The sequence below is a fragment of the Wolbachia endosymbiont (group A) of Pherbina coryleti genome, from assembly GCF_964026875.1.
Lineage (GTDB): Bacteria > Pseudomonadota > Alphaproteobacteria > Rickettsiales > Anaplasmataceae > Wolbachia > Wolbachia pipientis.
On record NZ_OZ034706.1, the window covers coordinates 488,215 to 507,335 of the forward strand.

At 34.4% G+C, this 19,121-nt stretch carries 18 protein-coding genes and 2 pseudogenes; 9 read left to right on the forward strand and 11 right to left on the reverse strand.

Annotated features, from left to right (window positions below; all coding sequences use genetic code 11):
* Positions 1 to 110: 110 nt before the first annotated feature.
* From AAGD87_RS02505 to AAGD87_RS02515, 3 genes and pseudogenes are all read left to right on the forward strand, one after another.
* Positions 111 to 1,420: pseudogene (locus AAGD87_RS02505) on the forward strand (IS4 family transposase).
* Positions 1,421 to 1,521: 101 nt separating this feature from the next.
* Positions 1,522 to 2,049: a c-type cytochrome gene (locus AAGD87_RS02510; RefSeq protein ID WP_010082469.1), complete on the forward strand. Its 528-nt coding sequence runs from the start codon at positions 1,522 to 1,524 to the stop codon at positions 2,047 to 2,049.
* A gap of 1 nt (position 2,050) precedes the next feature.
* Complete coding sequence (locus tag AAGD87_RS02515; RefSeq protein ID WP_265024257.1) at positions 2,051 to 2,812, forward strand: alpha/beta hydrolase; 762 nt, start codon at positions 2,051 to 2,053, stop codon at positions 2,810 to 2,812.
* A gap of 175 nt (positions 2,813 to 2,987) precedes the next feature.
* On the opposite strand, the gene trpS is transcribed toward AAGD87_RS02515, so the two are convergent.
* The 8 genes from trpS to AAGD87_RS02555 all read right to left on the reverse strand — a co-directional run bounded on the left by trpS (position 2,988) and on the right by AAGD87_RS02555 (position 9,235).
* The gene (trpS, locus tag AAGD87_RS02520; RefSeq protein WP_341817717.1) at positions 2,988 to 3,986 is read right to left on the reverse strand and encodes a tryptophan--tRNA ligase; all 999 of its coding nucleotides are present in this window, start codon (positions 3,984 to 3,986) and stop codon (positions 2,988 to 2,990) included.
* Between the two features lie 17 nt (positions 3,987 to 4,003).
* Positions 4,004 to 4,573 (reverse strand): nucleotide exchange factor GrpE, encoded by a 570-nt coding sequence (locus AAGD87_RS02525; protein WP_155969407.1) that lies wholly within the window; start codon positions 4,571 to 4,573, stop codon positions 4,004 to 4,006.
* Positions 4,574 to 4,634: 61 nt separating this feature from the next.
* A complete protein-coding gene (locus tag AAGD87_RS02530; protein WP_264339502.1) occupies positions 4,635 to 5,612 on the reverse strand; it encodes a polyprenyl synthetase family protein in 978 nt (325 codons plus the stop codon).
* Between the two features lie 10 nt (positions 5,613 to 5,622).
* A complete protein-coding gene (gene rpsP / locus AAGD87_RS02535; protein WP_006279266.1) occupies positions 5,623 to 5,943 on the reverse strand; it encodes a 30S ribosomal protein S16 in 321 nt (106 codons plus the stop codon).
* A 242-nt stretch (positions 5,944 to 6,185) separates the two neighbouring features.
* Positions 6,186 to 6,593, reverse strand: a complete 408-nt coding sequence (locus tag AAGD87_RS02540; protein ID WP_264339099.1) for a transposase — start codon at positions 6,591 to 6,593, stop codon at positions 6,186 to 6,188.
* 19 nt (positions 6,594 to 6,612) lie between these two features.
* Positions 6,613 to 6,813, reverse strand: a complete 201-nt coding sequence (locus tag AAGD87_RS02545) for a hypothetical protein (RefSeq protein ID WP_010082383.1) — start codon at positions 6,811 to 6,813, stop codon at positions 6,613 to 6,615.
* Complete coding sequence (locus AAGD87_RS02550; RefSeq protein ID WP_007548762.1) at positions 6,797 to 7,126, reverse strand: transposase; 330 nt, start codon at positions 7,124 to 7,126, stop codon at positions 6,797 to 6,799. The genes AAGD87_RS02545 and AAGD87_RS02550 overlap by 17 nt, the downstream gene beginning before the upstream one ends.
* A 300-nt stretch (positions 7,127 to 7,426) precedes the next feature.
* The gene (locus tag AAGD87_RS02555) at positions 7,427 to 9,235 is read right to left on the reverse strand and encodes a peptidylprolyl isomerase (RefSeq protein WP_264339500.1); all 1,809 of its coding nucleotides are present in this window, start codon (positions 9,233 to 9,235) and stop codon (positions 7,427 to 7,429) included.
* A gap of 323 nt (positions 9,236 to 9,558) precedes the next feature.
* Between AAGD87_RS02555 and AAGD87_RS02560 the strand changes: the two genes are divergently transcribed.
* The 3 genes and pseudogenes from AAGD87_RS02560 to AAGD87_RS02570 all read left to right on the forward strand — a co-directional run bounded on the left by AAGD87_RS02560 (position 9,559) and on the right by AAGD87_RS02570 (position 13,186).
* A complete protein-coding gene (locus AAGD87_RS02560; RefSeq protein WP_010082495.1) occupies positions 9,559 to 10,161 on the forward strand; it encodes a cell cycle transcriptional regulator TrcR in 603 nt (200 codons plus the stop codon).
* A 199-nt stretch (positions 10,162 to 10,360) separates the two neighbouring features.
* Positions 10,361 to 11,764, forward strand: a complete 1,404-nt coding sequence (rho, locus tag AAGD87_RS02565; RefSeq protein ID WP_007549497.1) for a transcription termination factor Rho — start codon at positions 10,361 to 10,363, stop codon at positions 11,762 to 11,764.
* A gap of 112 nt (positions 11,765 to 11,876) precedes the next feature.
* Positions 11,877 to 13,186: pseudogene (locus AAGD87_RS02570) on the forward strand (IS4 family transposase).
* Positions 13,187 to 13,281: 95 nt separating this feature from the next.
* Here the strand turns inward: AAGD87_RS02570 and AAGD87_RS02575 are convergent.
* On the reverse strand, positions 13,282 to 14,418 hold the full coding sequence (locus tag AAGD87_RS02575) for a cysteine desulfurase family protein (protein WP_341817718.1): 1,137 nt from the start codon (positions 14,416 to 14,418) through the stop codon (positions 13,282 to 13,284).
* 155 nt (positions 14,419 to 14,573) lie between these two features.
* Here AAGD87_RS02575 and AAGD87_RS02580 point away from each other — a divergent pair, with 155 nt between their 5' ends.
* Positions 14,574 to 15,272 carry an alpha/beta hydrolase gene (locus AAGD87_RS02580; protein ID WP_341817719.1) on the forward strand — a complete coding sequence of 233 codons (699 nt, stop codon included), beginning with the start codon at positions 14,574 to 14,576 and terminating at the stop codon, positions 15,270 to 15,272.
* A gap of 238 nt (positions 15,273 to 15,510) precedes the next feature.
* Here the strand turns inward: AAGD87_RS02580 and AAGD87_RS02590 are convergent, their stop codons facing one another.
* Both AAGD87_RS02590 and AAGD87_RS02595 read right to left on the reverse strand, forming a co-directional pair.
* Positions 15,511 to 16,185, reverse strand: a complete 675-nt coding sequence (locus AAGD87_RS02590; protein ID WP_010962776.1) for an ABC transporter ATP-binding protein — start codon at positions 16,183 to 16,185, stop codon at positions 15,511 to 15,513.
* A gap of 39 nt (positions 16,186 to 16,224) precedes the next feature.
* On the reverse strand, positions 16,225 to 16,686 hold the full coding sequence (locus tag AAGD87_RS02595; protein ID WP_164224387.1) for a HesB/IscA family protein: 462 nt from the start codon (positions 16,684 to 16,686) through the stop codon (positions 16,225 to 16,227).
* Between the two features lie 47 nt (positions 16,687 to 16,733).
* On the opposite strand from AAGD87_RS02595, the gene AAGD87_RS02600 reads away from it, so the two are divergent.
* Positions 16,734 to 17,933, forward strand: a complete 1,200-nt coding sequence (locus AAGD87_RS02600; RefSeq protein WP_174515840.1) for a deoxyguanosinetriphosphate triphosphohydrolase — start codon at positions 16,734 to 16,736, stop codon at positions 17,931 to 17,933.
* A complete protein-coding gene (gene ribD / locus AAGD87_RS02605) occupies positions 17,933 to 19,015 on the forward strand; it encodes a bifunctional diaminohydroxyphosphoribosylaminopyrimidine deaminase/5-amino-6-(5-phosphoribosylamino)uracil reductase RibD (protein WP_007550419.1) in 1,083 nt (360 codons plus the stop codon). Before AAGD87_RS02600 ends, ribD begins: the two co-directional genes overlap by 1 nt.
* Positions 19,016 to 19,121: the final 106 nt, after the last annotated feature.

Sequence of the window (19,121 nt, forward strand, 5' to 3'; positions counted from 1 at the left end):
TAGAGACTCTCATCTTTAGCCATACGCGTCAAGTTAAGGAAATAAAGGTATGAAAGAGATAGAATAATAAGGTATAAGTTCTCCCAGATATACTTTTAGTGAGAGAACCAATGAATAAAATAACTTGCTTATCAAAAAAGCTCAAAGAATTTTTTAATGAAAAAGCAGAGAAAATCTCAATTACAACAAGGTTTATAAAAAGAAAGAGAAAGCTAAAAGGTTCATCATTCGTAAAAGCCATGGTCTTGGGTAATATAGGAGTTGATAATTGTAGCGTAGAAACAATGTGTCAATTACTAAACGAGGACTCGATAGATATAACAAAACAAGGTTTGGATTTTAGATTTACTGAAGAAGCAGTGGAATTTATGAAAAGGATGTATAATGAATCTGTGATTCTCTTTAAAAATATCTTGCAAGTTGATTGCAAAATCTTACAGCAATTTAATAGTGTTAAATTATTGGACAGTAGCTATATTACTCTACCTAACAGTATGGAAGAGATGTATAAAGGTTATGGTACTAGCTACAGTGGCTATGAAAGCAATACTAAGTCTGGAATAAAGTTACAATTAGTTTTCGACTACATGAATCAGATAATAGACCAACTTAATTTAACGGAGGGGGTAAGATCAGACCAGGGATATAGGAAACATTTAAGTAATATATTAAGCAATGATTTGCTAATATCTGATCTCGGTTATTTTGTGCCAAGTTCTTTTAAACAAATCAATGAAATAGGAGCTTATTTCATAAGTCGTCGATACCAACATATATGATGTAGAAACAAATCAAAAAATGGAGTTATTAGAATGTTGAGAGGATAAGTTATTTTTAGAAAACGAGGTATTGTTAGGAAAAGAAGCAAAAATTAGAGTAAGAATTATATGTCAGAAACTAACTGAAGAACAGTCTATGGGCAGAAGAAGGAAAGCTAATAGATTAGCAAGATCGCAGATCCTCTAAAAGAAATCAAAAATTGTTGAACTGGTCAATATTTATAACTAATGTTCCAGAAAATAAAATTAGTGCTGAGCAAGTATTAACGATTTACAGAGTAAGGTGGCAAATTGAGTTATTATTTAAATTGTATAAAAGCCATATCAGGCTTGATAAGCTAAAAGGAAAGCCATGCAGAGTATTATGTGAACTATATGCTAAATTGTGCGCAATTCTTATATTTCACGGCATAGTTGGTTGCACAGAAGTGAAAAAGAATACAGAACTTAGCTTAACAAAGGCATTTATTGAGCTAAAAAGGCGGGTTAGAGAGTTATTTTTAGTATTAACCAAAATTAATAGTTTAAAAGCATTTCTTAAAAAACTCACTATAACTTGGTCGCGATTTTCATTAAAAGACAAACGTAGAAGGGCTAGAGTATCCACTTTAACCTCTCTAAATTTGCTCACAATCTCTTAACTTGACGCGTATGCTCATCTTTAGCGAGCTTCAAGGTAATTGGTTGCTATTTGCGAAAATATTCGCATAATTTAAGTAACATTACTTAATAAAAATTAACTATGGAGCTTAATAAGATTGCAGCATCGATTTTACTTTCTGGGCTAATCATTATGATAGTTAGTAATGTAGTTGATATGCTTTACAGTCCAGAAGAATATAAGATTGAACACCAAACGATAGTAGCTGCTGGCAGCAATGAGTTCCAGCAAAAAATCGAGCAAGTGGCGCTTGATATTGGAGCGCTCATGCAGAATGCTAGCTTTGAGAAAGGTAAATCAGCAGCAAAAAAATGTATAGCCTGCCATAGTTTTGAGAAAGGTGGAATGAATAAAGTAGGACCAAACTTATGGAACATAGTTGGAAATAAAAAGGCCCATCTTGGTAACTCATTCAATTACTCAAAAGCAGTGCTTGAAAGAGGTGGAAAATGGGGGTATGAGGAGCTATTTGCCTTTTTAAAGAACCCAAAAGCCTATATAAAAGGTACACGTATGGCATTTGCAGGTATTTCCAATCCACAAGAAATTGCAGATCTAGTTAGTTATTTGCATCAATTGAGTGATAGCCCGGTTGCTTTGCCAAAGTAGTATGGATTATTGTAAATTGTTTGATGGAAATAATGGTCACATAGCATATCGAAAGCTACAAGGAAAGAAAGCTTCTGTAGTTTTTTTCGGTGGATTTGCATCCAATATGGATGGAACTAAAGCAACTGCTATTTACAAATTTTGCCAAGAAAATGACGTAGCACTTGTGCTATTTGATTATTTTGGTCACGGTCATTCAAGTGGTAATTTTATTGATTACACGATAAGTGATTGGCAAAAAAATTGTGCTAAAGTAATGAGTGAATTAACTAGCGATAAACAAATAATTATAGGTTCAAGTATGGGAGGATGGCTGATGTTGCTCACTGCCCTTCAATTTCCAGAAAAAATTGCAGCACTAATTGGTATATCGTCTGCTCCCGATTTTACTGAAGATTTGATATTCAAGCAATTGTCAGGCAAGCAAAAAGAAGAACTAGATTCTAAAGGTGTAATAGATTTTACTTCAGAGCATTGTACATACAAAATAACTAAAAATTTGATCGAAGATGGCAGAAAGAACCTTCTTTTAAACAAAAAGACAATAGATATAAACTGTCCTGTGCGCTTGCTGCATAGCATTAATGATAAAGATGTTCCTTATCAAACTTCATTGAATTTAGCTGAAAAAATTAAGTCAACCGATGTTGAAGTACACTTAATAAAATCAGCAGAGCACAATATGTCTGACAATCATTCACTGGAAGTTTTATTTAAGACCATTAGAGAATTTTGTAACCAGAATGCATTCTGTGATTTTTAGCAAAACACGATTTTTCATTTGAGCTTTCTTCAACTTAAAATAAATACAGAAAATTGCTGCCTATAGCTAAACTGACTTAGATTTACCGACAATTTGAAAAACCGTCATCCCGCTACGTGTTAGCGGCTGAGATACCGCGGCGGTATGACGGTTCGCACCATCACACTTTGGAACCTTACAGATATTGAGCAAATCCAATAATATCCTTGATTTCTTTTATATTATGGGTTGCAATTTCTGCTGCTTTCTTTGTGCCTTTTTTTAATATTTCATGTAAATGGAATTGGTCTTTTAAAAGATCATTCATTTTCTCACGTATGGGTGATATAACACTGATAATTAAATCAGCTAACTCTTTTTTGAAGTGCTTCATGTCATATTTGTTCACTTCTTCACATACTTTTTCTGCATTTACATTACTAAGCACTGAATAAATGTTTATCAAATTGCTTATTTCTGGTCGGCACTTTAAAGTAGCAAAGCCTAGAATTGAATCTGTTTTTGCTTTTTCTATTTTTTTGACAATTAAGTCATCCGTATCATCAAGGTTAATGCACGAATGTTCTGAAGGATCAGATTTACTCATCTTGCTTGTGCCATCCCTTAAGCTCATTATCCTTGATGTGCAATCCAAAGTTAAGATTTCAGGTACGATGAAATAATCCAGCTTATAATGATTGTTAAAAGCTGATGCAATATCACGTGCAAGCTCCAAATGCTGTTTTTGATCATCACCAACAGGAACGTATTTAGTTTGATACAACAATATATCTGCAGCCATAAGTACTGGATAACTATATAATCCAAGAGAGGCTTTTTGTTTATCGCTGCCAGCTTTATCTTTAAATTGAGTCATGCGATTAAGCCAACCAATTGGTGTATAGCATCCAAGCAGCCAGCCCAGTTCTGCATGACCACTAACTGTGGACTGACTAAAAATAATGGACTTTTCTGTATCTATTCCGCATGCAATATAAGCTGCTGCTGTTTTGAAAATATTACTTTTTAATTCACTTGCGGGAAGCTTATTTGCTGTGATTGCGTGTAGGTCGACAATACAAAAAAGAGATTTGTATTTATCCTGTAAGTCTATCCACTGTTTGATTGCACCAAGATAATTACCTAAATGTAGTACGCCACTTGGCTGGATACCTGAAAAGACAATACTTGTCATTATACATTTACCTCATGCTAATCGCTTCCACAATCAGCAGATTTCTTAGAAAGAATAACCATTGCAGGACGGAGCAACCTATTTTTGATAGTATAACCAGTTTGTAGTACTTCTACAATGGTGCCAGGCTTTTTTTCATTGTCTTCTCTTTCCACAACAGCTTGGTGTAAATTACTATCAAAAAGCTCACCAAGTGGATCTACTTCCTCTATTCCATGTTTTTTTAGATCATTTATAATTTTTTGATAAGCTACTTTAATCCCCTCATGAACAGGATCACCGTCTTTCAAAATTTCCATTACTCTTTTTAAATTGTCGCACGAGTCGATCATATCACGTGCAAGTTTTGTGACTGCGTAGTCACTTGCATCGCTAATTTGCTTTTGCATTATACGTTTGACGTTTTCATTATCTGCAACAGCACGGCGTAAATGATCTTCAAGCTGAGCTGCACGTTCTCTTAATGTATTGAGATCTTCATTTAAATCATCAGTTTGCTTATGGTTATCACTTTGTTGGTCGTCACCTTTCTGCCTACTTACCATATCAGCAAACTTCTTCTTTTTCTCCTTACTGCTATCTGACATATCATTACCCTTAAGAATCTAATAAATATATAACAATTAATCTGAAAATATCAAGCGCCAGCTACATTCGTCTTTCTATGCTCGCATTTAAAAAGTTAATTAAAGTAGTTTTATAAAAAGAATCAGAAAAAGTACTAATATCATTTTGTGCCATATTAATGTAGTGTCTAGCTTTTTCCATAGAAAGCTGAATGGCATTATGGTGATTAATATAGTGTAATGCTTGGTCAAAATTGTGTCTAGCTGAAGAAAAGCATTTTTCCCAGAATTTTTGCTCTGCTGGACTGCCCTTTTCGTATGCTATAATAGCAGGTAAGGTGACTTTACCTTCGAAAAAGTCTTTTCCGATTTGCTTTCCAGAAGTGCCTTGACTAGCAGTATAATCGAGCATATCATCAACTATTTGAAATGCCATACCAAAATTAAAACCAAAATTCTTTAGCCTCTCTGTTTCGTCATCTGTTGCACCAGATACTGTAGATGCAGCTTCACAGCATGCAGAAAATAAAGACGCTGTCTTTTCTCCAATGATATCAAAATAATTTTCCCTGATTGTGTGGGGGTCAAAACGTGTTGTCATCTGCTTTATTTCACCCTTCACAAGTAAATACGATGCTTTAGATAAAATAGAGAGAATATTTAAATTTCCACACTCTATAAGCCATCTAAATGCTAGTGTCAACAATAGATCACCAACTAAAATGCTTGATTTATTTCCCCAAATCTTATTCGCTGTTTTAACTCCATGGCGTGCCTCACTTTCATCGAGCACATCATCATGAAGTAAAGTAGCATTGTGTATAAACTCTACCGATGCAGCAACATTGATCCTATTCTCCCCAGAATAGTTTAGCATTTTACATATAATAAAAACTAGTTTAGGCCTTATTTTTTTTCCACCTGACCTAACAAGATGAGATATAATATCAGTAGCAAGCTTAGCATCTTCATCATTGACATTTTTGAAGACAAAGTCATTCATAGCTGACAAATCAGAAGATACAATATCGTCTAATTTATCGCTGTTTGTTATTAGCATTTTAAGAGACTTATGCCTCTTGCCCTTGTGCTTTCTCGTTCTCTACTTTCTTCTTTTCTGTTTTCTTTGGTTCTGTTTCTAAAGTTACTATGCCTTTTTTGATAAACCACAGTACTCTTTCAGTTGCTTGCGCGCCTACGCTTAGCCAATGTTTTAATCTATCAGCCTTCACCACAACACGATTTTTATTGTCTTTTGGTAACATTGGATCATATTGTCCTATTTTCTCAATAAAACGCCCATCTCTTGGTGCTCGTGAATCAGCTACAACTATCCTATAAAAAGGGCGTTTCTTTGCGCCAAACCTCGCCAACCTTATTTTAACTGCCATGTTAACCTTTATTCATATATTAGCCACAATTTTATACAATGAGCCGTTTTAAGTCAAATGAATTATACAACTTTTGCACCTTATAATATAATTACCAATAATGTAGGGCAGTGCCGGGCGCACAGCTATACGAACATTCATTTTTGAAGGTAAATTGCACAGCAAATGGTGTCATTCCAGTGCTTGACACTGGAATGGCTTTGTTGCATCGCTCTTCGGATAGTAGGTAACGCACAATAAATTTATGAAGCTATCTCAAATTTAGCCATACCAATATCAGTGAACTTATTGAGCAAATAGCATTTAACAAGTAGTTCCTTCTCTCTATTTGTCTCAGATTTATTCCTAAAACTAAACCCGAATGTTTGTTTCAGTCGCGAGAAAAAACTTTCTATATAAGATCTTTTTCCGTAGTTTGTTTGCCTTTTCCACCTCTTCATTCCATCTTCGCTGCATGATTTTATTAGTCTAATTGCAGCATTTCTCTCAGCCATATAGTCTAACTTTGGATGCTCTGCTGCGTTGTTTTTCGGAGGAATTTTCGTTTTTATACCATATTGATTACACAGCTTATAGAGCTTTTCTCTGTCATATGCCCTATCTGCATATAGTACTTTTATGACATACTGAAAATCGACTTCTTTTAGCAAATCACAAGCTCCATAGTGATCAGCCGTTACTGTATTTTACAGCTATGGCTTTTTTGCTGTTTGTATTCAACATTACATGCAATTTTCTTGTCTGTTCATAGCTGCGATACTTTCTATCTTCGCTATTTTCTTTGCTATGACCAGGAGTGTTGTTGTATATACTAATTCCTGTACTGTCTATAGCAATTTCGATATCTTCCATATTATTTTCTGCAATCATTGATCTTAATATTGAGTTTCTTAAACCTTCTTGATGATTGTGAATAGCTGATAACTTGCAAATTTTTCCCAATTTGCTCAAGGTATCCTGCTATAAACCCAACTGTTTGCCTCAGGCCTATTCTAAATAAACAAGTTATTATGTGCACCAAAATTACAACTTTATCGCTATAAATATTGTTGCCACCTGGTATTTTTGGACCATTCTCGTACCACTTTTCTATGGCTTCGTTGATATAATGAAAAATATTTCCTCTTTTTTCTAGAAATTTGTTATATTCGCTATGGTTACTGACCCTCATTTTTTGTGGCATATTTTTTCTTTCAAGGTTAAATGGCTATTTTATAATGAATTTTGTCAGTAGCCACCAGATTTTTTCAGTTGCTATGCAACAAAGCCCACTGGAATCCAGCCTTTTTTTAATCATTAAAACGTTGTATTTTAACATAAAACGGCTACTTTTATGCTTACCAACTTAATAAAATTCCTGGATCCCAGTGTCTGGGCACTGGGATGACATCCTTTCTAGTGAAGATTGCTCTCAAATCGCAATGTTCGTACAGTTGTGTGTCTGGGCACTGGATGCGTTTGAAGCAACTTATAAGATTTTTGACTATATATCATCAAGTATAGCGTGATTAACTTCGACTTTATACTTTGATTCCAGATAGCTAATTAATTGCTCTTTTAGCGATATCATCACACGTTTTCCAGTGTCAAGCATGTTTAATTTGCCATTTGATGAATGCATTTCTTTTAGAACACCTATTATAATTTCATTATTGTATTGAATAGGATCTGTCACTGAACCAGTTGTTTTCATATTGAAAATCTCTTCTACAAAAGAAAAGGGGTAGTTTTGTTGATCCACTTTATTGCGGTGCATCTGCTGACCTTTAACTAATTCCACACCTTGAATTTCTTCCAAATCTGTTTTTTCTCTTAGTTGAACTGCAACCTCTTGCCCGAATTTAAACATTCTTTCTTTTATAAACTCACTACGCCAAAGCTCTACCGCTAATGCCCTGCCTTCTTCAAAACTTTGTGATTTAGGTGGAACGATATCGATGATTTTTACACTAACAACAGCGTCCCCAACGCCCTTAAAATAACCTTTCTGATCCTTTTCTCGCGAAAAAATGAAAGAAATCAAATCACCAGAATCTCCTACGTTATTACCGCTTTGATCTTTTCCACTCGCATCTACTGGACCAATAGTTTGTATAGGTAAATTATATTCACTCAATATTTCTTCAATTTCTGAACCATTGTATATCTTATAGTTCACTTGGTTTATGAAATCATTGACTCTTTCAAAAGACTTTTGGTTAGTTAGAACTGACTTTATGTCTTTTTTTAAATCAACTAAGTCTTCATCAGAGATTTGATGCGCACTTTCCACTTTTACTATGTGCCAACCAAAACTGCTTGCTAAAACTTCACTTACTTCACCTACTTTAAGAGCAAACACCTTCTCTCTCACGTCTTCTGGTAAAAAATCCTTAGTTATATTATTTACTCTAGTTTCCTCAAGTTTTGCTTTGCCAAACTCTTCTACTATCTGTTCAAAGCTTGTTTTACCCTCCTCAAATGCTCTTCTTGCTGTCTCAGCTTCTTCTTTGGTAGAAAATATTGCATTGAATATATCTCTTTGATTTTTAAGTTCTTGTTGTTCTATTATACCATCAACTTCTTCATCTGAGATCTTGATTTGATCTTCAAAATACTTTTGGCCTAGGGAAATATATTGCGCAGTTCGATACTCAGGATAATAAAAATGGGATTTATTTCTTTCGTACAAATCAAGTAAGGCTTGATCATCTGGTTCAGGAATGTTTGTAACTGCATCTTCAGTTATTTTAACAATATCAACTACTCTAGTTTGGTAGCGACTTTTGTATATCTGCTCATCAATTTTCTCGCCAAAAGTTACTGGATAATTATCTTTAAATAATGAAGTCATGAACATCATTGCAGGCAGGACTTTCTCTAGCTTTGCTATATACTCTTTCTCTGTCATATGCAGGTCATTTAGCGTTTCATAGAATTTATTTTTGTCAAATTCACCTTTATCATTTTGAAAGTATTTGGTGTTTTTAATATGGTTTTTTATAGATTCTTCTCCAACTGTCAACCCCAGCTCACTAGTTAGGTTAAACAATAGTTTTTGCTCTATAAGTGCGTTAAGCAAATCATATTTCAGCTTTTTTACTTGTTCTCTACTCGCATCAGATCCAGAAATTTGTTTTCCATAATTTTGATATAGCGACTTATACTCATCTGACGTTATAACTTCTTTTCCAACCCTAGCTACCTCTTCTTTTTCATCATCACCTGATAAAAGGTTGCCAACTCCCACAAAGATTAACAAGCAAGCTAAAAGGACAACGGTTATTTTAGTGAAAAAATTTTTAACATTCATTTTAAACTCAGTTAATTAATGGTTAATTATAGAATAGTGATAATTTAATACTTGTAAACCTGTTGCTTTATTAGATAATATATATAATATATTAACTTAAAATTTAACTCTCTAATCTTAAATAGGAACATATGTTTAACTGAGTTATACTATACCTTAGAAAGGGGAAATATTTTGTTTGAAATATGCTTAAAGGTAAGCGCATTTAATTAACTTAAGAGGTGGGAAGTGACAAACAAAAAGTTATTGAATGACAAAATTAATGCTTTTTTAGTTTTAATAGTTTATATTTTAGCTCTGTATAACAGTAAGGGATACTTTAAATGGGAGATGCTTTTTTGATGTCAATGGAATCTTCTAAGGGCAATAACGATAGAAATAAACAGTTTCTAGTGCAAATAGCTGCTTGGTTAGTAGACAACACTGGTTTAACTTTTAATCAAATAGCACAATGTTGCAGATTGGCCCTTGAAGAAGTACAAGACATAGCTGATGAGGAAATAGAAGTAGAAAAATATAACCCTATTATTTCTGGAATAATTACTGAAAAAGAAATCGATGATTGCAAAAAAAATCCAAATCGTGTACCAAATTTGATTATAAAAAATATAAAAAAAAGGAGTAAAGCGATTGGTAGCATTCTTGGCTTTGCCTCTACGGCAAGACGTAGAGATAAACCTGATGCGATTTATTATTTAGTAAAAAAATTTCCTATCTTGGACAATAACGTTATAGCTAAATTAATTAGTACAACAAATTACACAGTTGAGCAGGTAAGAGATGGATCTCATCATAACATGCAAAATATAAAACCCCAAGATCCTGTACTACTCGGCTTATGTAGTCAAGAAAATTTAGAAGCAGAAGTGGAAAAAGCAAAAGTAGAAGAGGAGAAGCAAGAAAGGTTAAAAAAATATAAAGAATAGCTATTGAAAATCCTCAAATTTTTGTGTTTTGTTAACATTAAATTAACTTGACTTGCTAGTGTTTATTAGTATAATGTAAGTAAAGTACGGGGTTTAATGATAATTAAGCTTAATACGCACTGAAACTAACTCAGCCTAATTTATTATCTTATAGTCACATTTTAGGTTAGTAAGCATCAATTAAAATTTTTGGAGGATTATGACAACAATCAATGAAGATGTTTTGGCAAAAGGAAAGGTTACAGCTCAACCTGAAAAAAGTGAGCAAATTTACAATAACGATACAGTAAAACAGATGGTCAATGAAGGTACTGAGAAAAACAGAAAAACATTAGATCTGAGCGAATTAAAAGAGAAAACAGCAGAAGAATTGTTAGAGTTAGCTGAAGAAAGAAAAATTTCAACTAACGGTAAAAGCAATGGTAGAATGCTAAAGCAGGAAATAATATTCAGCTTAATGAAAAAAATGAGTGAAGAAGGAGGCATAACCACAGGGAGTGGAATAGTGGAAATATTGCCTGATGGTTTTGGTTTCTTACGTTCAGCAAGTGCAAATTATGCCCCAAGTACCGATGATGTTTATATTTCTAACGGGCAAATAAAGAAGTTTAATTTACGTACAGGAGATATGGCATATGGAGAAATAAGGCCACCTGGTGATAAAGAGAGATATTTTACTTTAACTAAGGTTCAAAGTATAAACTCTACTGAAGTAAGTGAATTAAGAAAGTACGTCCATTTTGATAATTTGCTTCCTCTTTATCCTGAGGAAAGCATAGTACTTGAGTGTAATAATGGTGATGATAAAAAAGGCTTAAGCATGCGTGCTATAGATATAGTAGCTCCTCTTGGAAAAGGGCAAAGAGCGTTAGTAGTTGCTCCACCTCGCACAGGAAAAACAGTATTGCTTCAGCAAATGGCTAACTCTATAGCTATAAATCACCCTGAAGTAGAATTAATAGTGTTACTTATAGATGAAAGACCTGAAGAAGTAACAGATATGATACGTTCTGTAAAAGGTGAGGTAGTAAGTTCTACATTCGATGAGCCTGCTTACCGTCACGTACAGCTTGCTGAAATAGTAATAGAAAAAGCTAAAAGAATGGTTGAGCATAAAAAAGATGTGGTAATTCTACTTGACAATATTACTAGACTTGCACGTGCTTATAATGCGGTTATTCCTTCGTCTGGGAAAGTTCTAACTGGTGGTGTAGATTCAAACGCACTGCAGAGACCAAAACGCTTTTTTGGAGCAGCTCGTAATATTGAGAATGGGGGTTCTTTAACTATAATCGCCACAGCTCTTATAGAGACTGGTTCAAAAATGGATGAAGTTATTTTTGAAGAGTTTAAAGGTACAGGAAATGCTGAGATCATACTTGATAGAAAACTTTCTGATAAACGTATATTTCCAGCTATTGATATTACAAAATCCGGAACAAGGAAGGAAGAGCTATTAGTTGATAAGGCTATACTAAATAAAATATGGGTGGTGCGTAGGATACTCAATCCTATGGGACCCGTTGAAGCAATGGAATTTTTACGTGACAAACTACTTTTAACAAAGAGCAATGCTGACTTTTTTAACTCCATGAATCACTAAAAGTAAGCCAGTTATGATGGATCATACGCGTCAAGTTAAGGAAATAAAGGTATGAAAGAGATAGAATAATAAGGTATAAGTTCTCCCAGATATACTTTTAGTGAGAGAACCAATGAATAAAATAACTTGCTTATCAAAAAAGCTCAAAGAATTTTTTAATGAAAAAGCAGAGAAAATCTCAATTACAACAAGGTTTATAAAAAGAAAGAGAAAGCTAAAAGGTTCATCATTCGTAAAAGCCATGGTCTTGGGTAATATAGGAGTTGATAATTGTAGCGTAGAAACAATGTGTCAATTACTAAACGAGGACTCGATAGATATAACAAAACAAGGTTTGGATTTTAGATTTACTGAAGAAGCAGTGGAATTTATGAAAAGGATGTATAATGAATCTGTGATTCTCTTTAAAAATATCTTGCAAGTTGATTGCAAAATCTTACAGCAATTTAATAGTGTTAAATTATTGGACAGTAGCTATATTACTCTACCTAACAGTATGGAAGAGATGTATAAAGGTTATGGTACTAGCTACAGTGGCTATGAAAGCAATACTAAGTCTGGAATAAAGTTACAATTAGTTTTCGACTACATGAATCAGATAATAGACCAACTTAATTTAACGGAGGGGGTAAGATCAGACCAGGGATATAGGAAACATTTAAGTAATATATTAAGCAATGATTTGCTAATATCTGATCTCGGTTATTTTGTGCCAAGTTCTTTTAAACAAATCAATGAAATAGGAGCTTATTTCATAAGTCGTCGATACCAACATATATGATGTAGAAACAAATCAAAAAATGGAGTTATTAGAATGTTGAGAGGATAAGTTATTTTTAGAAAACGAGGTATTGTTAGGAAAAGAAGCAAAAATTAGAGTAAGAATTATATGTCAGAAACTAACTGAAGAACAGTCTATGGGCAGAAGAAGGAAAGCTAATAGATTAGCAAGATCGCAGATCCTCTAAAAGAAATCAAAAATTGTTGAACTGGTCAATATTTATAACTAATGTTCCAGAAAATAAAATTAGTGCTGAGCAAGTATTAACGATTTACAGAGTAAGGTGGCAAATTGAGTTATTATTTAAATTGTATAAAAGCCATATCAGGCTTGATAAGCTAAAAGGAAAGCCATGCAGAGTATTATGTGAACTATATGCTAAATTGTGCGCAATTCTTATATTTCACGGCATAGTTGGTTGCACAGAAGTGAAAAAGAATACAGAACTTAGCTTAACAAAGGCATTTATTGAGCTAAAAAGGCGGGTTAGAGAGTTATTTTTAGTATTAACCAAAATTAATAGTTTAAAAGCATTTCTTAAAAAACTCACTATAACTTGGTCGCGATTTTCATTAAAAGACAAACGTAGAAGGGCTAGAGTATCCACTTTAACCTCTCTAAATTTGCTCACAATCTCTTAACTTGACGCGTATGGTTATGATAAGGGGGCTGGCGAAACTTGTAAAGGAATTTTTTACATCTAATTTATAGCTCCCTGCATGATATCACGTATTATCTATACCAAGGAGTTCTGCTTGTAGATATTATACCAACAATCCACTATTTTTTTTATGTCTTGTGGTTTAGTTTCTGGACCTATACTGATTCTAATTGAACACTCTGCTTGCTCTTTTATTGCCCCCATTGCAAGCAAAACATGGGAAGGCTCAACTTTTCCAGAAGAACATGCGGAGCCATTACTAACTGCAATATGATTCAAGTCAAAATGCATAAGCTGCACATCACTCTTTACTCCTGGCATATAAATAAAACTTGTGTTTGGCAGCCTCTTAGAGTTTTTACCGAAGATTCTTATGTCACTGGCAAGATTTAATAATTCACACTCTAATTGATCACGTAGCTCCTTTACTTCATCCATTTTTGATAGAAGGTCTGGAATATTTTGCAGTGCAGCAGAAAGGCCTGCAATCGCAACAATATTTTCCGTACCACCACGAAATCCCTTCTCTTGTCCACCACCTATTATAATAGGTTCTATCGCAAGTTCTTTATTGAATATTAAAACTCCACTGCCTGCTACACCGCCAAATTTATGGGCGGATAAAGTGAGTAAATCCACTCCTAAATCTTCCATATTAACTTTAATTTTCCCAACACTTTGAGCAGTGTCAGTGTGGCAAATTGCTCCAAACTTGTGTACTATTTTAGCTATTTCCTCAATAGGTTGAATAACTCCGGTTTCGTTATTTGCCATCATAACTGAAACTATTGCTTTGTTTCCTTTAAGTTCGCTTAGAATTTTTTCTAGCTCTAAAAAGTCAACAATGCCCTCCTGATTAACAGGTATTATATATGGATTACATGCAGAATTAAGAATTGAAGGATGCTCTATAGCTGAAATTATATGCAGGTAGCCTGCTATTCCTCTCATAACAAGGTTATTCGCTTCAGTTGCACCAGACGTAAAAACTATTTCTTTATCACTTGAGACGCCAATAGCACCACGTACGTTATCTCTTGCATCCTGAAGAATCTTCCTCGCTTCTTGTCCTCTTTTATGTAGTGATGATGGATTGAGCGTTTGTTTTAACAAGACCTCAAATATACTTTTTTTTACATTTTCACTAATTGGAGCAGTTGCATTGTAATCAGCATATACGCAACCACTATTTTCTAAAGAGAATGGACTCATCTGTCACTTAAATAAGTTTACCATCAACTATAGCCATAACTATGTACGTTAGCTTTAACACGATAAAAAATTTATTGCAAAAACAGCGAAATTAATACATAATTAATAACTCACGTCATTAATACCTGTCAAGCGGGTTCTTATTAGGGGTTACCATGGTTGAAGTTTTTTTGAATAATGCAACAAGAAAGATAGAAGGTGAATACCACCAAAGCAAAGATGCCAACGCGCCGGTTGTGCTGGTTTTACATCATCATCCTCAATATGGTGGTAATATGGATAGTAAAATTGTACATAGTACATATACGTCTTTTATCGATAACAATTTTTCTGCATTGAAGATTAACTTTCGTGGTGTGGGAAAATCTACCGGAACTTTTGATAAGGGTATAGGAGAATTAACTGACGCTGCGGTAGCCATTGATTGGCTTCAGGAACATAATCCTAGCAATGTTCGAATTTGGATCGCTGGTTTTTCTTTTGGAGCATGGGTGGCTATGCAGCTAACAATGCGCCGCCCTGAGATAGTGGGTTTTATTGCTCTTTCTCTTCCGGTAACTAAGTACGATTTTTCTTTTCTTTCTCCCTGTCCAGTTTCTGGGCTTATAATACAAAGCAGTAATGATACAATCTCAGAAGAAAGCGATGTAACAGAATTAGCAAAAAGGTTGATAAATTCAGTAAGAAGTGATCACATGAAATACCATATAATAGATGATACTAATCACTTTCTAAAGGATAAAGAAGAGGAAGTGACTCAAATCGTGGACAATTATATAAAACTGCGCTTGAATAGTGCAACTATTTCTTTTCAAAAGGTCAAAAAAGAGGTAAGGGTAAAAGAATATGCCTAATCTTTACAAACAAGAGAAATGAGTGTAGTAATATAAATGAAAAGGTTTTGTTATGTTTAAAAAGCTATTATTTTTTGTTTTAGCTGTGTTTATGTTATCGGGGTGTTCCCTAAGTAAACAGCGTAAGTTAAAAAGTCCGTGTATAAAAAGCAATGAAAGCATTTCATGCGAGTTGTACTCTGTTAATGATCATTGGTTAGATAAGTATAAGGCATAGAAATTGTGCTATTTTTCCTATTCACAACTTCACTAATGATCGATCTCTCAATTGGAAAATGCAGTCTGCCTTTTCTGCAAGGAGATGATTGTGTGTTACTATAAGCATAGAGCTGTTATTTTCCTTTACGTATGAATGTAGCAGTAAAAACACGTTAAAAGAATTTGTTGGATCTAAATTTCCTGTTGGCTCATCTGCAAGTAAAAGCTTTGGAGAATTTACAATGCTTCTTGCAATTGCAACTCTCTGCCTTTCCCCACCCGAAACTTCAGATACCATGCTACTTGCTTTGTTTTCCAGACCAAATTTTTCCAACATTGCTTGCGAATTTTTTTTTGCTTCAGCTTTGCTTTTTCCTGCAATGAGTTGAGGAAGCATAATATTTTCCAACACCGATAACTCTTGTAACAAATAGTGAAATTGATAAACAAAACTAAGAAAATTTCTTCTTACATGAGTTTTATGCTTATTACTGGCTTGTGTGCAATTTATTCCATCTATCGTAACTATACCTGAAGTTGGCTTGTCCAACAAGCCTGCGATTTGCAATATAGTTGTTTTCCCTGCACCTGAATCGCCAATCAGCGCTACTACTTGCCCTCTTGTGACACTTAAGTTGATATCCTTTACAACAGCAGAATTGTTCTTGAAGCTTTTATCTACGGAAGTTAGTTCTAGTGCTACATTACCACCCATGTTTAAAAGATCCAGAAGGCATCTAAGTTTTAGTAATAATTAAACCGAAAAACTGTTACCACAACCACATTGAGACTTAGCAAAGGCATTCTTTATTTGAAAACCAGAACCACTGAGATCCTCAGTATAATCTATAACTGAGTTATTTAAAAATTTTGCTGAACAATTATCAACCATTAATACAGGATTACCATTTTCATCATTAATTACTATATCTTTACCTTTTTCGCTAAAACTGGAATGGCTTCTATAGTCCTCGCTTTCTTCATAATCATCATCTTCGTCTTCGTCATCAAACTCATCATCGTAATCATCATCTTCATCATCCAAAGATAGATTTTTATTCATTTGATCCATAAGAAAATTGTATTTGAAGCCAGAACATCCACCGCCTGAAACTGCAACCCGTAAAACGGAACTCTTATCTCCTTCCTGCTCTGCAAGAGAGTGGATTTTTTTTAGTGCATTATCAGTTAAGTTGATGTTGTAATTTGTTGACATAGTAACCACCGTTTATTATTGATAACTTATTATAGTAGAAATTTTACATGTCAAACAATAATTTTCTATTAAATTATGCATGTTTTCCAAGCAAAACAAAAGGGAGATACTTCAAAGAGCCAGAAGATGAGAATCGCAGCTGCTTTCAGCGTGATAGGGACCGTATCATTCACTCTAATGCGTTTAGAAAATTGGAGTACAAAACACAAGTTTTTATCAATTATGAGCACGACTACTATCGCACTCGGCTTACTCATAGCCTTGAAGTTGCACAAATTGCAAGGTCCATTGCGCGTAGACTTGGCTTAAATGAGGATATCACTGAATGCATAGCGCTTGCACATGACCTTGGTCATCCTCCATTTGGTCATGCAGGTGAAGATGCTCTAAAGAAATCAATTCAAGATTTGAATCTTGATAACGAGAAGTATGAGTTTGATCATAATGTTCAAGCTATAAGGATTTTAACTTATCTTGAACAAAAACATGCTGATTTTGATGGTATGAATCTAAGTTGGGAGGTGATTGAAGGAGTTGCAAAACATAACGGTCCCTTGCTTGGTCAAAACGCGGAGTCTTCTACAAGTAATCAGCTGTTATTAGAATACAACAAAAAATATGATCTAAAACTTGAAGAATTTTCAAGCATTGAAGCGCAAGTTGCTTCAATTGCCGATGATATTGCTTACAGTGTTCACGATCTTGATGATGCACTCAGGGCGAATTTAGTAACCATCGAAGATTTGCTGAATGTTCCTTTAATTGAAAAAATGTTTAAAGACATAAGGAGCAGATATTCAGAATTGCCTCAGAGCAAACTCATACATGAATCACTGAGTGGAACTATAGGAACTATGATAAGTGATGTTGTTTCTCAGACTGAAAGAAATATTGAAGATCACAAAATAAAAAGCGTAGAAGACGTAAGAAGTCTAAATAAAATGCTAGTCACATTTTCACCAGAAGTTGCGAATGCTACAAAAGAAATGAAAAGATTCAACATGGAGAAAATATACAGAAGCTATAAACTGAGTAGAACGATGAACAAAGCAAAACGCATAATACAGGAACTCTTTCAATGTTTTTATGAAAACCCAGGATTACTTCCCACAGAGTGGAGCAAACTCGCTTGTGAATCTCAGCGTTCAGTAATAATATGTGACTATATCTCAGGTATGACAGATAGATTTGCTATACACGAGCACAGAAGAATTTTTGATACCTCATACGAAATGACTTCTTTCTAATGACTGATGATCATTTCATGTCAATTGCATTAAGGCTTGCAGAAAAAAATCTTGGAAATGTTGCACCAAATCCTGCTGTCGGGTGTGTTATTGTAAAGGATGGTACAATTGTTAGTGAGGGATACACAGGGATTGGTGGGCGTCCGCATGCGGAGGTAGTCGCTTTGCAAAACGCTAAAGATTCAACTCATGGCGCAACTATATATATCACTCTTGAGCCATGTTGTCATCACGGAGTCACGGGGCCTTGCACTGCAAAAATCATAAAAGCTAGCATAAAAAGAGTAGTAATTGCAACTATTGACCCAGATAGTAGAGTTTCAGGCAGAGGCATGAAAGCTCTGAAAGAAGCAGGAATTGAAGTTGAGCAAGGTATTATGCAAAAAGAGGCAAAAGAACTGAATGTCGGTTTTTTCACCACTAAAGAATTACATAGACCATTTATAGCTTGCAAAGTCGCAACAACTCTTGACGGAAAAATCGCAACATTTACAGGCGATAGCAAATGGATAACAAGTGAAAATACGAGAAACTGGGTGCATGAGCTCAGAACGAAATATGATGCAATTATGATTGGCAGCAATACTCTTATTAATGATGATCCACTCTTAACTTGCAGATTACCAGGACTCGGAAGTAGATCGCCAATAAGGCTAATTATAGATAGTCAAGGGAGATTAAAGGAAGAGCATAACATTGCAAAGACTGCAGACAAAGTAATAACTTGGGTCATCACAAATAAAGAAGTAGAGAAAAAAATAAAAAACATTAACTACTTAGTAGTTAATTCAAGCAACGCAGGTAAGGTTTGCCTAAAGGACATGGCATTAAAACTTGTTTCAGAAATTGGTATAACAAGATTATTAGTTGAAGGTGGAGGAGTGTTAATCACAGAACTATTAAAGTGTAATTTAATCGACAGGTTGATAATATGCCGCAGTGGTAAAATTTTAGGCAATGATGCCACTCCTTTTGTAGGAGATTTAGGGATTCAATTCATTAACAACTGTTATCAGTTTAAAAAAACAAAGATAATAGAGTTTAGTGAGGATATAGTTGAGGTTTGGGATAGGTCGTCATAATCCTTACATACTCAAACAGTAAAAAAAAGGTATCCGTTCAGCGGAGCGGTAAAATAAAAAGTAGACAAGGAGTGCTAAAAACATAATATCACAAGTAGTATGTGTG